13 protein-coding genes are annotated in these 13,394 nt (G+C 64.4%); 7 read left to right on the top strand and 6 right to left on the bottom strand.

Going from position 1 to position 13,394, the window contains the following annotated elements; translation table 11 throughout:
- Window positions 1–324: 324 nt before the first annotated feature.
- A complete protein-coding gene (locus tag AC25ND_RS00955) occupies window positions 325–606 on the top strand; it encodes a GNAT family N-acetyltransferase (RefSeq protein ID WP_028692616.1) in 282 nt (93 codons plus the stop codon).
- A gap of 58 nt (window positions 607–664) precedes the next feature.
- Here the strand turns inward: AC25ND_RS00955 and AC25ND_RS00950 are convergent, their stop codons facing one another.
- Complete coding sequence (locus AC25ND_RS00950; RefSeq protein WP_028692615.1) at window positions 665–1,741, bottom strand: 3-deoxy-7-phosphoheptulonate synthase; 1,077 nt, start codon at window positions 1,739–1,741, stop codon at window positions 665–667.
- Window positions 1,742–2,002: 261 nt separating this feature from the next.
- On the opposite strand from AC25ND_RS00950, the gene AC25ND_RS00945 reads away from it, so the two are divergent.
- From AC25ND_RS00945 to cysB, 3 genes are all read left to right on the top strand, one after another.
- Window positions 2,003–2,965 (top strand): putative 2-dehydropantoate 2-reductase, encoded by a 963-nt coding sequence (locus tag AC25ND_RS00945; RefSeq protein ID WP_186595454.1) that lies wholly within the window; start codon window positions 2,003–2,005, stop codon window positions 2,963–2,965.
- Window positions 2,966–3,060: 95 nt separating this feature from the next.
- Complete coding sequence (locus tag AC25ND_RS00940; RefSeq protein WP_028692613.1) at window positions 3,061–3,558, top strand: universal stress protein; 498 nt, start codon at window positions 3,061–3,063, stop codon at window positions 3,556–3,558.
- Window positions 3,559–3,685: 127 nt separating this feature from the next.
- Window positions 3,686–4,660, top strand: a complete 975-nt coding sequence (gene cysB, locus AC25ND_RS00935; RefSeq protein WP_011533140.1) for an HTH-type transcriptional regulator CysB — start codon at window positions 3,686–3,688, stop codon at window positions 4,658–4,660.
- 67 nt (window positions 4,661–4,727) lie between these two features.
- On the opposite strand, the gene AC25ND_RS00930 is transcribed toward cysB, so the two are convergent.
- The 5 genes from AC25ND_RS00930 to rloA form a co-directional block, all read right to left on the bottom strand.
- Window positions 4,728–5,462: a phosphoadenylyl-sulfate reductase gene (locus tag AC25ND_RS00930; protein ID WP_069016187.1), complete on the bottom strand. Its 735-nt coding sequence runs from the start codon at window positions 5,460–5,462 to the stop codon at window positions 4,728–4,730.
- Between the two features lie 113 nt (window positions 5,463–5,575).
- A complete protein-coding gene (pabB, locus tag AC25ND_RS00925; protein ID WP_069016186.1) occupies window positions 5,576–6,919 on the bottom strand; it encodes an aminodeoxychorismate synthase component I in 1,344 nt (447 codons plus the stop codon).
- Between the two features lie 243 nt (window positions 6,920–7,162).
- Window positions 7,163–8,143: an alpha-L-glutamate ligase-like protein gene (locus tag AC25ND_RS00920; protein ID WP_028692610.1), complete on the bottom strand. Its 981-nt coding sequence runs from the start codon at window positions 8,141–8,143 to the stop codon at window positions 7,163–7,165.
- On the bottom strand, window positions 8,143–9,678 hold the full coding sequence (gene rloB / locus AC25ND_RS00915) for an osmotic stress tolerance membrane protein RloB (RefSeq protein WP_062359491.1): 1,536 nt from the start codon (window positions 9,676–9,678) through the stop codon (window positions 8,143–8,145). Before rloB ends, AC25ND_RS00920 begins: the two co-directional genes overlap by 1 nt.
- A 5-nt stretch (window positions 9,679–9,683) precedes the next feature.
- On the bottom strand, window positions 9,684–10,220 hold the full coding sequence (gene rloA / locus AC25ND_RS00910; protein ID WP_028692608.1) for a retropepsin-like aspartic peptidase RloA: 537 nt from the start codon (window positions 10,218–10,220) through the stop codon (window positions 9,684–9,686).
- A gap of 285 nt (window positions 10,221–10,505) precedes the next feature.
- On the opposite strand from rloA, the gene AC25ND_RS00905 reads away from it, so the two are divergent.
- The 3 genes from AC25ND_RS00905 to prpC all read left to right on the top strand — a co-directional run bounded on the left by AC25ND_RS00905 (window position 10,506) and on the right by prpC (window position 13,342).
- Window positions 10,506–11,222 (top strand): GntR family transcriptional regulator, encoded by a 717-nt coding sequence (locus AC25ND_RS00905; protein ID WP_028692607.1) that lies wholly within the window; start codon window positions 10,506–10,508, stop codon window positions 11,220–11,222.
- Entirely contained in the window at window positions 11,219–12,109 is an 891-nt protein-coding gene (prpB, locus tag AC25ND_RS00900; protein ID WP_028692606.1) for a methylisocitrate lyase, read from the top strand. Before AC25ND_RS00905 ends, prpB begins: the two co-directional genes overlap by 4 nt.
- A gap of 105 nt (window positions 12,110–12,214) precedes the next feature.
- Window positions 12,215–13,342 carry a bifunctional 2-methylcitrate synthase/citrate synthase gene (gene prpC / locus AC25ND_RS00895; protein WP_028692605.1) on the top strand — a complete coding sequence of 376 codons (1,128 nt, stop codon included), beginning with the start codon at window positions 12,215–12,217 and terminating at the stop codon, window positions 13,340–13,342.
- The last annotated feature ends 52 nt before the right edge of the window (window positions 13,343–13,394 follow it).

Raw genomic sequence — 13,394 nt, 5'->3', positions numbered from 1 at the left:
TGAAAATCCTGAGCAGCGTTCGCAAGCGATTGTAGTACAGGAACTTTTTGTTGAACTAAGGGTGACTTTAACTGTCGACGAGCGTCATAGCCCAAGAACATCCGGTTGCTGTTGCCGGGCCTCGGGCGGGTGGCTGTCAGTATTTTCATTCTGCGCAGCTTGAGCATTCTCGCTGGCGCCGCCTACTATTTGAGGGTGCCTCGACGCAGAACGATCCCGGTCGGGCTGCTGTCCAAGGGGCAACAGGTGGCGTAGAGGTTCCTCCGCCGGATAAACCACATCGGTAAGGTAAGGGTCTGCCGACAAGACCTACGAGGAGTAGTGATGAGCGAAACGCTGACCATCCACCATGACCAGGCCGGTCATCAGTTCGAGACCACCGTGGACGGTCACCGGGCCTATCTGACGTACATGGACCTGGGCAAGCAGACGCTGGACATCTATCGCACCTTCGTCCCCAATGCCCTGCGCGGTCGCGGGATCGCCGCGGCGCTCACCGAGCAGGCCTTGGCCTATGCCGAGCAGATGGGCTATACCGTGATTCCCTCTTGCTCTTACGTCGAGCGCTATATGGAGCGCCAGCAGCGCCACTCGAGCAAGGTCTGAACGGCCGTACACATGAAAAACGCCGGGCATTGCCCGGCGTTTTCGTTTGCGCAGGATTTCAGCCGCGCTGGCGCTTGGGCAGCACGTCCTTGAGCTTGGCGTGCATGCTGCGCAGGGTCTTCTCGGTGGCCGCCCAGTCGATGCAGGCATCGGTGACCGACACGCCGTATTGCAGCTCGTCGAGGTTCTTCGGAATAGCCTGGCAGCCCCAGTTCAGGTGACTCTCGACCATCAGGCCGATGATCGACTGGTTGCCTTCGAGGATCTGGTTGGCGACGTTCTCCATGACCAGGGGCTGCAGGGCCGGGTCCTTATTGGAGTTGGCGTGGCTGCAGTCGACCATGATGTTGGGCTTGATCTTGGCCTTGACCAGGTCCTGCTCGCACAGGGCAACGCTGACTGAGTCGTAGTTGGGCTTGCCGTTGCCGCCGCGCAGTACCACGTGGCCGTAGGCGTTGCCCTTGGTAGTGACGATGGACACGCCGCCTTCCTGGTTGATGCCCAGGAAACGGTGCGGCTTGGACACCGACTGCAGGGCGTTGATGGCCACGGTCAGGCCGCCATCGGTGCCGTTCTTGAAGCCGACCGCCGAGGACAGGCCCGAGGCCATCTCGCGGTGGGTCTGGGATTCGGTGGTGCGGGCGCCGATGGCCGACCAACTGATCAGGTCCTGCAGGTACTGCGGGGAGATCGGGTCAAGCGCTTCGGTGGCGGTGGGGAGGCCCTTCTCGGCCAGGTCCAGCAGCAGTTGGCGACCAATGTGCAGGCCGTCCTGGATCTTGAACGAGTCGTCCAGGTACGGGTCGTTGATCAGGCCTTTCCAGCCGACGGTGGTCCGCGGCTTCTCGAAGTACACGCGCATGACCAGGTACAGGGTGTCGGAGACTTCCTCGGCCAGCACCTTCAGGCGCTCGGCATACTCGTGGGCGGCCTTGATGTCGTGGATCGAGCAGGGGCCGACCACCACGAACAGGCGATGGTCCTTGCCGTCGAGGATGTTGCGCACCACTTCGCGGCCGGCAGTCACGGTCTGCAGGGCCTTGGCGCTGAGGGGGATTTCCTTCTTGAGCTGATCGGGGGTGATCAAGGTCTCGTTGGAGGCAACGTTAAGGTCATCGATCGGTAAATCAGCCATCGTGTTACTCGTCAGGTCACGGGTGCCGGCCGCCAGCGTTCCCCGTGCGGCCCAGCAGCAGAATATTCGCAGCGGGGAGGCCGAACCTTAGCGCGTTAGCAGGGGCGCGACAATGGGCTGGGGCCCGTCGATACGGGGTTTTTACCCATCTGACGGCATTTGCGGGCAAGCGCCGCGCCTATGGGGAGGATTTGGCCGCGATGGCCGGCACGCGGGTATAGTGGCTGACTCACAATAATGACTCTCGACCAGGAGCACGGCATGGCGTCCCTTGACTCTCGCAGTGGCAATCCCCGCATCGGCATCATCGGCAGCGGCGCAATCGGTGGCTTCTACGGCCTGATGCTGGCCCGTGCCGGCTACGACGTGCACTTCCTGCTGCGCAGCGAATACCAGGCCGTGCGCGAGCAGGGGCTGCGCCTGGACAGCGCGGTGCATGGTCAGGTGCACATGCCGGTGCAGGCATACGCCCGTGCCGCCGACATGCTGCCCTGCGACTGGCTGCTGGTGGGGACCAAGGCCACCAGCAACGCGGAGCTGGCGCCCTTGATCGTCCAGGCAGCGGCGCCCGAGGCCCGGGTGGTGTTGCTGCAGAACGGCCTTGGGGTCGAGGAGCAGTTGCGCCCGGCCTTGCGCCCGGACCTGCACCTGCTCGGCGGCCTGTGCTTCATCTGCGTCAATCGCGAGGGGCCCGGCGAAATCCGCCACCAGTCGCTGGGCGCGGTGAACCTGGGCTATCACAGTGGCCCGGCGCAGGACGGCGGGGCCGCCGTGGTGGAGGAGGGCGCCGGGCTGTTCCGGGCTGCGGGCATCGACTCCCAGGCCATGGCCGACCTCGACCAGGCGCGCTGGCAGAAACTGGTGTGGAACGTGCCCTACAACGGCCTCTCGGTGTTGCTGCAGGCCAGCACCACGCCCTTGATGGGCGATGCCGACAGCCGCGCGCTGATCCAGGCGCTGATGGCCGAAGTGGTGGCGGGCGCCAAGGCCTGTGGCCGCGAGCTGCCGTCGGGTTATGCCGAGCACCTGTTTCGCATCACCGAGAAGATGCCGGACTACTGGCCGAGCATGTACCACGACCATGTGCAGCAGCGGCCGCTGGAGCTGCAAGCGATCTATGCCGAACCCCTGGCCCGCGCCCGCGCGGCCGGTTGCGCGCTGCCGCGCATGGAGGCGTTGTACCAGGCCCTGGCGTTCATCGACCGGCGTAGCCGGCAGGCCTGAAGCCCGCGGCGGCTGTGCGCCGGACGGCCAGGCGACCGGCTATGGCGCTGCTAAGCTCAAGCTTGCTCTGCCGTCGCGGCAGTCGAGGAGGTCGAATGATCCGTTCCATGCTGTTTGCCACTGACCTCGGTGTCTATGCGCCCTTTGTCATGCAGCACGCCCTGGCCCTGGCGCGGACCTTTAACGCAGAGCTGTATGTGATCCACGCCGTGGAGCCCATGGGGCAGTTCGCCGAATCGCTGCTGCAGAGCTACCTCGACGAGCAGACCCTCGATGCGCTGCACAGCGAGGGCGTCAACACGGTCATGGCCAATATCGAGCAGCGGGTGCTGGAGAACTTTCGCGACGAGATGACCGAACCGGCCGACCTGGCATTGATCCGCGCGGTGCGGGTGCGCCAGGGCGACCCGGCCCAGGTGATCCTCGAGCAGGCCCAGCGGTTGTCGGTTGACCTGTTGATCTTCGGTAGCCACAGCGCCGGCGCGGGGGTGGATGTGCCGATCGGCCGCACGGCGGTGCGGCTGCTGCAGCTGTCACCGGTGCCGGTGTACATGGTGCCATTGGCTCACCATCTTGGGCGTAGGAAATCGTGAGCCTCACGGTAGGACTTTTTACAGCTAACGTAACAAAATAGTTCTAGATTTATTTCTCAAGCCACTAATATAGTTATAACTCGTCGCTGCCGGCGCGCCGGTGACCTACCGCCTTTGAGGGAAATCTATGAAGCTTCAGCAACTGCGCTACATCTGGGAAGTGGCGCACCATGACCTCAACGTTTCCGCGACGGCGCAGAGTCTGTACACCTCCCAACCAGGTATCAGCAAGCAGATCCGCCTGCTCGAGGATGAGCTGGGCGTCGAGGTCTTCGCCCGCAGTGGCAAGCACCTGACCCGCGTCACCCCGGCCGGCGAGCGCATCATCAACACCGCCGGCGAGATCCTGCGCAAGGTCGAGAGCATCAAGCAGATCGCCCAGGAATTCTCCAACGAGAAGAAGGGCACCCTGTCGATCGCCACCACCCACACCCAGGCGCGCTACGCGCTGCCGCCGGTGATCAGCAACTTCATCAAGCAGTACCCGGAAGTCGCCCTGCACATGCACCAGGGCTCGCCGATGCAGATCGCCGAGATGGCGGCCGACGGCACCGTCGACTTCGCCATCGCCACCGAGGCGCTGGAGCTGTTCGGCGACTTGATCATGATGCCTTGCTACAAGTGGAACCGCTGCGTGGTGGTGCCCCAGGGCCATCCGCTGACCAAGCTGCCGAAGCTGACCCTGGAAGCGGTGGCCGAGTACCCGATCGTCACCTACGTGTTCGGCTTCACCGGTCGCTCCAAGCTTGACGAGGCGTTCAATCACCGTGGCCTGACGCCGAAGGTGGTGTTCACCGCCGCCGACGCCGACGTGATCAAGACCTATGTGCGTCTGGGTCTGGGCGTGGGCATCGTGGCCAAGATGGCGGTCGACCCGAAGCTCGACAGCGATCTGGTGTGCCTGGACGCCAGCGAGCTGTTCGAGGCCAGCATCACCAAGATCGGCTTCCGTCGCGGCACCTTCCTGCGCGGTTTCATGTGCGACTTCATCGAGAAGTTCGCGCCGCACCTGACCCGTGAGGTGATGGCCAAGGCGATCCAGTGCCATAACAAGCAGGAGCTCGAAGAGCTGTTCGAGGGTGTCGAGCTGCCGGTGCACTGATTTGAAATAGCGGGGCCGCTTTGCGGCCCATCGCGACACAAGGCCGCTCCTACAGGCCCCGGCTATTTCAAGCCTTGGTAATTAGGTTGCCGGCATGCAACCCGCACTCCTTCTGCGTCGACTCTTCCCACCACCAACGCCCTTCGCGCTCGTGCTGGTTCGGCAGCACCGGGCGGGTGCACGGCTCGCAACCGATGCTGATGAAGCCGCGCTCATGCAGGCTGTTGTAGGGCAGCTCGAGCATGCGGATGTAGCCCCAGACTTCCTCGCTGGTCATCTGCGCCAGCGGGTTGAACTTGTACAGGGTGCGCTCCGGGGTGGAGAAGGCGCTGTCGATCTCCAGGGCAGCCACGTGACTGCGGGTACCGGGGCTCTGGTCGCGGCGCTGGCCGGTGGCCCAGGCGCTGACGGTGGCCAGCTTGCGGCGCAGCGGCTCGATCTTGCGGATGCCGCAGCACTCGCCGTGGCCGTCTTTGTAGAAGCTGAACAGGCCTTTTTCCTTGACGAACGGGTCGAGCTTGTCGCGGTCCGGGCTGAGGATCTCGATGGGCAGGTTGTACTGCTCGCGTACCTGGTCGATGAACCGGTAGGTTTCCGGGTGCAGGCGGCCGGTGTCGAGGCTGAACACCTTGACCTGCTTGTTCAGTTTCCAGGCCATGTCCACCAGCACCACATCCTCGGCGCCGCTGAAGGAGATCCACAGGTCGTCGCCAAAATGCTCGAAGGCGAGCTTGAGGATCTCCTGCGGGGACTTGCTGGCATAGGTCGCGGCCAGGGCGGCGACGTCGAAGGGTTGGCTCATCAGGCGGTTTCCATCGGTTGAGTGGCGCTGTGCGCTCGTAGTGGTCAGATGGTAACAAAAAATGGCGGGGCAGACGCCTGGCGATCGCGGGGCAAGCCCGCTCCCACCGAGTCTTACAAGGCCTGCAGCGTTTCCATCAGCACCCGCACCTTGGCGATCGACTCCTCGTACTCGGCCTGCCAGTGCGAGTCGGCCACCACCGCGCCGCCACCCCAGCAACTGACCTGGCCATCCTTGACCAGCAGGCTGCGGATAGCGATGGAGCTGTCCATCTCGCCGCGCACGTCGACATACAGCAGCGAGCCGCAGTACAGCGCCCGGCGCGCCGGCTCCAGCTCGTCGATGATCTGCATGGCGCGGATCTTCGGCGCACCGGTGATCGAGCCGCCGGGGAAGCTGCCGGCGATCAGGTCCAGGGCGTCCTTGCCGGCGGCCAGGCGGCCGACCACGCTGCTGACCAAGTGATGAACGTTGGGGTAGCTCTCCAGGCTGAACAGCTCCGGTACCTTCACCGAGCCGGTCTGGCAGGTGCGGCCGATGTCGTTGCGCAGCAGGTCGACGATCATCAGGTTTTCCGAGCGGTCCTTGGGGCTGGCCAGCAGCTCGGCGGCGTTGCGTGCGTCCTCCACCGGATCGGCGGCGCGCGGGCGGGTGCCCTTGATCGGGCGCGTCTCGACCTCGCCCTGGCTGACACGGATGAAGCGCTCGGGGGAAAAGCTCAGTAGCGCAGTGCCTTCATCCAACTGCTGGTAGCCGGAGAACGGCGTCGGGCAGGCAGCGCGCAGGGCCAGGTAGGCGCGCCATGGGTCGCCCAGGCAGGGGGCGCGAAAGCGCTGGGTAAGGTTGATCTGGTAGCAGTCGCCGGCCTGGATGTAGCGCTGCACCTGGTCGAACGCCGCCCGGTAATGCTCGGGGCGAAGATCGCCGGTCATGGGCGCGAGCAGGCGGAAGTCGCCGGTGTCGCCCGGGGCGCTGGCGTCGAACAGCGCGATGAGCCGTTGCCGCTCGGTCTGGGGCAGGCTCGGGTGAAAGACCAGTTGGCTGCTGCTTAGCCGATGGTCGGACACCAGTGCCCAGGCATACAGCCCCAGCCGGGCATCGGGCAGGCCGAGATCGTCGACCGCGTGTGTCGGCAACTGCTCCAGGCGCCGGCCGAAGTCGTAGCTCAGGTAGCCGATCAGGCCACCGGCGAACGGTAGTTCGATGCCCTCGGGCAGTTGTGCCGTCCCCAGCTCGGCCAAGGCCTGGCGTAGGCGCTGCAGGTAGTCGCGACCGTCCTCCTCGGGATTTGCCTGCAACTGCTGCAAAGGCCAGGCGCTGAGCAGGTCGTAGCGACCGCGTTCGGCACCTGGGCGGGCGCTGTCGAGCAGGATCGCACCGGGCGCGCGGCGCAGGCGTTCGAAGTAGAAGGCGGGGTCGGGCTGGTAAGGCAGGGGGTGGAGCGTACAGGTCGGCATCAGGATGGACGGCGATGAACAAGCGAGGTGGGCGATTGTAGACCCGTGCGGGAAATGCGCCTAGCACTGGCAACGACATTCATCGTCCGGTTCTGCGCAGTCCCCCTGTAGGAGCGGCCTTGTGTCGCGAAAGGGCCGCAAAGCGGCCCCGGCAATCTCTGCATAAACGCTGAAATTCTGGGGCTGCTTTGCAGCCCTTTCGCGACACAAGGCCGCTCCTGCAGGGATTGCGCAGGGCCTGGGCTATAGCGGATTGACGTGCCCGAACAATCCCTGCGAGACCTTCACGCGCTGCTCGGCATCCTCGCTGCGACCTTCCTTGGCCAGCATCTCCAGGTGCGCCTCGATGGCGTGGGTGCGCTGGGTCAGGCCGCAGTCGTTGGCGATCTGGATGTTCAGGCCGGGGCGGGCGTTGAGCTCGAGGATCAGCGGGCCCTTGTCCTGGTCCAGAACCATGTCCACGCCGATGTAGCCCAGGCCGCACAGCTCGTAGCAGCTGGCGGCAAGCTTCATGAAACCGTCCCAGTTCGGCAACTGCACACCGTCCACCGCGTTGGTGGTGTCCGGGTGCTTGCTGATGATCTTGTTCAGCCAGGTGCCGCGCAGGGTGAGGCCGGTGGCCAGGTCAACGCCCACGCCGATGGCGCCCTGGTGCAGGTTGGCCTTGCCGCCAGACTGGCGGGTCGGCAGGCGCAGCATGGCCATCACCGGGTAGCCCATCAGCACGATGATGCGGATGTCCGGCACGCCTTCGTAGCTGATGCTCTTGAAGATCTGGTCCGGGGTGACCCGGTACTCGATCAGCGCGCGGTCGCGGTGCCCGCCCAGCGAGTACAGGCCGGTAAGGATGCTGGAGATCTGGTGCTCGATCTCCTCGTGGCTGATGATCTTGCCGGAGACCGTGCGGTAGCGGTCCTCGAAGCGGTCGGCGATCACCAGGATGCCGTCACCGCCGGCGCCCTGGGCCGGCTTGATGACGAAGTCGCTGCGCCCGCCGATGATCTCGTCGAGTTTCTCGATCTGCTTCTCGGTCTCGATGATGCCGTACATCTCCGGCACATGGATGCCGGCTGCCAGGGCACGCTCCTTGGTGATGATCTTGTCGTCGACGATCGGGTACAGGTGGCGCTTGTTGTACTTCAGCACGTAGTCCGCGTTGCGCCGGTTGATACCCATGATGCCCCGGGCCTCCAGGGCTTTCCACGTCTTGATCAGGCCGAACATCAGGCGTCAGCCTTCTTCAGGAATGCCTTGAAGCGCACGAGCTCGGTCAGGCGGTAGCCGCGATAGCGACCCATCGCCAGCATGAAGCCCACCAGGATCAGCAGTACCGCCGGGAAGGTGAAGACGAAGTACACCGCTTCCGGCACGGTCATCAGCAGGTGCGCGATGGAGGCGGCGAACAGGGTGCCAACGGCCACTTTCATGGCATGGCCACCGCCACGCTCTTCCCAGGTGATCGACAGGCGTTCGATGGTCATGGTCAGGATCACCATCGGGAACAGTGCCACCGACAGGCCGCGCTCCAGGCCCAGCTTGTGGCTGAACAGGCTGATGGCGGCGATCAGCACCACGACGAAGGTCAGCACCACCGACAGGCGCGGCAGCATCTGCAGCTTGAGGTGCTCAAGGTACGAGCGCAGCGATAGGCCCAGGGCGGTGATCACCGTGAACAGGATGATGCCGAAGCCCAGCTGGGTCTCGCGGAAGGCCAGGGCGATCAGCACCGGGGTGAAGGTACCCAGGGTCTGGATGCCGATGAGGTTGCGCAGCACCAGGATCACCAGCACGCCGATCGGGATCATCACCATGATCATGAAGGTCTGCTGGGTCTGCAGCGGCAGGCCGTACAGCGAGTATTCGAGGAAGTCGGCGTCGGTGTTCTCGTCGGTCAGCTTGGCCAGGCGGATGGCGTTCATCTCGCTGTTGTTCATGCTGAAGGTGACGGTGGCCTTCTTGCCGCCATCGACGGTGATCAGGTTGTCGTCACCGGTCCACCACAGCAGGCGGTCGCTGGGCAGGCCCTGCTCGCCGGTCTCCGGGTTGAAGTACAGCCAGTCGTTGCCGTTGAAGCTGCGCAGCCACAGTTCGGGGCTCTGCGGGGTGTCGGCCACCAGGCGGATGGTGTGAACCTTCTCCAGCGGCACGTGGGCGATGGACAGCAGCAGGTCGATGACCTGGGCCTTCTTCAGCGGTGAGTTGTCGCCGGCCAGCAGCAGCTTGGCGTTGTCGTCGTTGACATTGTTGACACGCTTGATGGTCTCGCTGACGAAGGTCTCGACGTCGGCCGAGTGCTGGCGGATCGGTGCCATCAGCGCTTCGGCGGCGATCTTCTCCGGGCCCTCGACGGCCAGGCTGTCGCGGAAGGTCGGGCCCTTGATCTTGGTCTTTTCGTTGCTGTAGCGCTTGGTCAGCACCAGGCGGTAGTAGAGGGTCTGGTTGCCGCTGGCGCGACGGGCCGACCAGGTCACCTTGCGGTTGCCGTCGGCGCGGTTGACGCTGACCCCGTAGTTGTTGGAGATGAAGCTCTCGTTGAGGCTCACGTAGTCACGGTTCAGCGGGGGCACGAACATCTGCACCTTGACCGGGTCCTTGGCGCTGGCGACGAACTCGACCTTGGCGTCGATGTTCCACAGGTCGTCGGTCTCGTCCTCGGTCACCGGGATGCCGAGGGCGAAGATCTGGTAGGCCGTGATCGCGATGCCCAGCAGCACCAGGACGGTGATCAGGACTTTCAGGTGAAGGGTAAGAGAGCGCATCGGAATTACTCTGCTTTGGGAGCTTCGGTGGCGCAGGCAGGTTTGCCGGCCGCGTATTTAAGGCTTGGGTCGACCAGCGCACCGAAGTGCTTGAGGGCCTCGGAACCGATCAGCAGCGGGAACTGGAAGGCGCTGCGGTCGGTGAGGTTGACCTCGATGGTGCGTTGTGTCTGGCCCATGCAGATCTCGAGTTCGATGACCGGGCGGGCAGTGTAGGCCTTGCCCGAGTCGGCATCATAGTCCCCGGCGCGGCGCTTGATCTTGCTGACGCGGGCCAGGGGGCGTTCGATGGGGTGCTTGTGCGCGGCGTCGATGGCCAGGTAGAAGCGCACCCAGCTCTCGCCGTTGCGCTTGAAACGCTTGATGTCGCGGGCGCTGAGCGAGGCGGTCTTGGCGCCGGTGTCGAGCTTGGCCGCCACTTCCAGGTCAAGGTCGCCCAGGCGGGCATATTCGTTCAGGCCGTACACGGTTTTCTCGGCCGCGGGCGCGAGCGCCGGCAGCAGGGTCAGGCAGAGCAGCAATAAAGCGGGTTTGAGTCTCATAATCCTGGCGCGGTGCTGTGCAGGTTTCAGGGCAAGGCGACTGGCCAAGCGTCCTCATTGATCTGTCAACAACATGAAATGATGACAGACACACTATCCATGCTCCCGAAGGAGCGCGGCATTCTATCACGCCGATGTCTTGACGCCAGCGCGCCCGCGATCAGACCCCATGAAGGCGGGGTAAGTTCGTTATTAGACGATTGTCGACAATATTCTTTTTGTCTTTGACTTCATTCCTCTATTTGGCTAGTTTTGGCGTCACTGATTTTGAAGGTGTCGACAATCATGCTGGACACAGCCCCGGCCACCACGCTGCCTCAGGACGAGACCGAGACCCTCTCGGAGCACGTCTTCCGGCGCATCCAGGCCGCCATCGTCAAGGGCGAGATCGCCCCCGGCAGCAAGATCTCCGAGCCGGAGCTGGCGCGCACCTACGGCATCAGCCGCGGCCCGCTGCGCGAGGCGATCCACCGCCTGGAGGGCCAGCGCCTGCTGGTGCGCGTGCCCCATGTCGGCGCCCGGGTGGTGTCGCTCAGCCATGCCGAGTTGATCGAGCTGTACGAAATCCGCGAATCCCTCGAAGGCATGGCCTGCCGCCTGGCCGCCGAACGCATGAGCCAGGCGGCCATCGACGAGCTGCGCCATGTGCTCGACACCCACGAGCGTGACGCCGCGTTCCAGGCCGGCCAGGGCTACTACCAGCAGGAAGGCGACTACGACTTCCACTACCGGATCATCCAGGGCAGCGGCAACCAGACCCTGTACAAGATGCTCTGCGGCGAACTGTACCAACTGGTGCGCATGTACCGCATCCAGTTCTCCAGCACGCCCAACCGCCCGCGCCAGGCCTTCGCCGAGCACCACCGCATCCTCGATGCGATCGAAGCCCGCGACGGCGAACTGGCAGAACTCCTGATGCGCCGCCACATCGGCGCGTCCAAACGCAATATCGAGCGCCACTACCAAGGTGCCGACAACAATAGCCCACGAGGTGAGTCATGACAGTGAAGAGCACGCCCGGCCAGCGTTTCCGTGACGCGGTCGCCGCCGAACATCCGCTGCAGGTGGTCGGGACCATCAACGCCAACCACGCCCTGCTGGCCAAGCGTGCCGGCTTCAAGGCCATCTACCTGTCCGGCGGCGGTGTCGCCGCCGGCTCCCTGGGCCTGCCGGACCTGGGCATCAGCGGCCTGGACGACGTGCTCACCGACGTACGGCGCATCACCGATGTATGCGACCTGCCGCTGCTGGTGGATGTCGACACCGGCTTCGGCGCCTCGGCCTTCAACGTCGCCCGCACCGTCAAGTCGATGAGCAAGTTCGGCGCCGCGGCCATTCATATCGAGGACCAGGTCGGCGCCAAGCGCTGTGGCCATCGCCCAAACAAGGAGATCGTCTCGCAGCAGGAGATGGTCGACCGCATCAAGGCCGCCGTGGATGCCCGCAGCGACGACAGTTTCGTGATCATGGCGCGCACCGACGCGCTGGCGGTGGAAGGCCTGAACGCCGCCCTGGACCGCGCTGCCGCCTGCATCGAGGCCGGCGCCGACATGATCTTCCCGGAAGCCATTACCGAGCTGTCGATGTACAAGACCTTCGCCGACCGGGTGAAGGCGCCGATCCTGGCCAACATCACCGAGTTCGGCGCCACGCCGCTGTACACCACCGAGGAGCTGGCCTCGGTCGACGTGTCGCTGGTGCTCTACCCGCTGTCGGCTTTCCGCGCCATGAACAAGGCGGCCGAGAACGTCTACACCGCACTGCGCCGTGACGGCACGCAGAAGAACGTGATCGACACCATGCAGACCCGCATGGAGCTCTACGATGCCATCGGCTACCACGCCTTCGAGCAGAGCCTCGATGCGCTGTTCGCGCAGAAGAAGGGATGATTCAAGCGCACGTCGCCCTGTAGGAGCCGGCTTGCCGGCGAACAGGCCCGATACCCGATTAGCCAGAAAAGACTTCGATAACAAATTCAAGAAAGGAGAAACACCATGGCCGAAGCAAAAGTACTCAGTGGCGCTGGCCTGCGTGGCCAGGTGGCCGGCCAGACCGCGCTGTCGACCGTCGGCCAGGCCGGGGCCGGCCTGACCTACCGCGGCTATGATGTGCGCGACTTGGCCGCCGGCGCCGAGTTCGAGGAAGTCGCCTACCTGCTGCTGTACGGCGAGCTGCCGAGCAAGGCGGAGCTTGCCGACTACAAGCGCAAGCTCAAGGGGCTGCGTGACCTGCCGCAAGCGCTGAAGGAAGTGCTCGAGCGCATCCCGCGCGATGCCCACCCGATGGACGTGATGCGCACCGGCTGCTCGGTGCTCGGCACCCTGGAGCCGGAACTGACCTTCGACGCCCAGCGTGAGAAGACCGATCGCCTGCTGGCGCTGTTCCCGGCGGTGATGTGCTACTGGTACCGCTTCACCCACCACGGCGTGCGCATCGACTGCACCAGCGACGAGGACACCCTCGGCGGCCACTTCCTGCACCTGCTGCATGGCAAGAAGCCGAGCGCGCTGCACGTCAAGGTGATGAACGTCTCGCTGATCCTCTACGCCGAGCACGAGTTCAACGCCTCGACCTTCACCGCCCGGGTCTGCGCCTCGACCCTGTCCGACCTGTACTCCTGCGTGACCGCGGCCATCGGCTCGTTGCGCGGCCCGCTGCACGGCGGCGCCAACGAAGCGGCGATGGAGCTGATCGAACGCTTCCAGACTCCGCAGGAAGCCACTGCCGAGCTGCTGCGCATGCTCGAGCGCAAGGACAAGATCATGGGCTTCGGCCACGCCATCTATAAAGAGTCCGATCCGCGCAACGAGGTGATCAAGGGCTGGGCCAAGCAACTCGCCGATGAAGTCGGCGACAAGGTCCTGTACCCGGTTTCCGAGGCCATCGACAAGACCATGTGGGAGCAGAAGCGCCTGTTCCCCAACGCCGACTTCTACCATGCCTCGGCGTACCACTTCATGGGCATCCCGACCAAGCTGTTCACCCCGATCTTCGTCTGCTCGCGCCTGACTGGTTGGGCCGCGCACGTGTTCGAACAGCGCGCCAACAACCGCATCATCCGCCCGAGCGCCGAGTACGTCGGCGTCGAGCAACGCCAGTTCGTGCCGATCGAGCAGCGTTGACTGATAGAGCGCTGGGGCTGCTGTGCAGCCCTATCGCGACACAAGGCCGCTC

Source organism: Pseudomonas sp. P110(2024) (assembly GCF_057480795.1).
This window is presented reverse-complemented; position numbering and strand designations above follow the sequence as displayed.

What these genes read in the sequence shown, in the direction of transcription:
- rloB (WP_062359491.1), bottom strand. Translation starts at nt 9,678, where the DNA reads ATGCGCTCTCTTACCCTTCACCTGAAAGTCCTGATCACCGTCCTGGTG.
- rloA (WP_028692608.1), bottom strand. Translation starts at nt 10,220, where the DNA reads ATGAGACTCAAACCCGCTTTATTGCTGCTCTGCCTGACCCTGCTGCCG.
- AC25ND_RS00930 (WP_069016187.1), bottom strand. Translation starts at nt 5,462, where the DNA reads ATGAGCCAACCCTTCGACGTCGCCGCCCTGGCCGCGACCTATGCCAGC.
- prpC (WP_028692605.1), top strand. Translation starts at nt 12,215, where the DNA reads ATGGCCGAAGCAAAAGTACTCAGTGGCGCTGGCCTGCGTGGCCAGGTG.
- AC25ND_RS00940 (WP_028692613.1), top strand. Translation starts at nt 3,061, where the DNA reads ATGATCCGTTCCATGCTGTTTGCCACTGACCTCGGTGTCTATGCGCCC.
- AC25ND_RS00905 (WP_028692607.1), top strand. Translation starts at nt 10,506, where the DNA reads ATGCTGGACACAGCCCCGGCCACCACGCTGCCTCAGGACGAGACCGAG.
- AC25ND_RS00950 (WP_028692615.1), bottom strand. Translation starts at nt 1,741, where the DNA reads ATGGCTGATTTACCGATCGATGACCTTAACGTTGCCTCCAACGAGACC.
- AC25ND_RS00920 (WP_028692610.1), bottom strand. Translation starts at nt 8,143, where the DNA reads ATGTTCGGCCTGATCAAGACGTGGAAAGCCCTGGAGGCCCGGGGCATC.
- prpB (WP_028692606.1), top strand. Translation starts at nt 11,219, where the DNA reads ATGACAGTGAAGAGCACGCCCGGCCAGCGTTTCCGTGACGCGGTCGCC.
- pabB (WP_069016186.1), bottom strand. Translation starts at nt 6,919, where the DNA reads ATGCCGACCTGTACGCTCCACCCCCTGCCTTACCAGCCCGACCCCGCC.
- AC25ND_RS00945 (WP_186595454.1), top strand. Translation starts at nt 2,003, where the DNA reads ATGGCGTCCCTTGACTCTCGCAGTGGCAATCCCCGCATCGGCATCATC.
- cysB (WP_011533140.1), top strand. Translation starts at nt 3,686, where the DNA reads ATGAAGCTTCAGCAACTGCGCTACATCTGGGAAGTGGCGCACCATGAC.
- AC25ND_RS00955 (WP_028692616.1), top strand. Translation starts at nt 325, where the DNA reads ATGAGCGAAACGCTGACCATCCACCATGACCAGGCCGGTCATCAGTTC.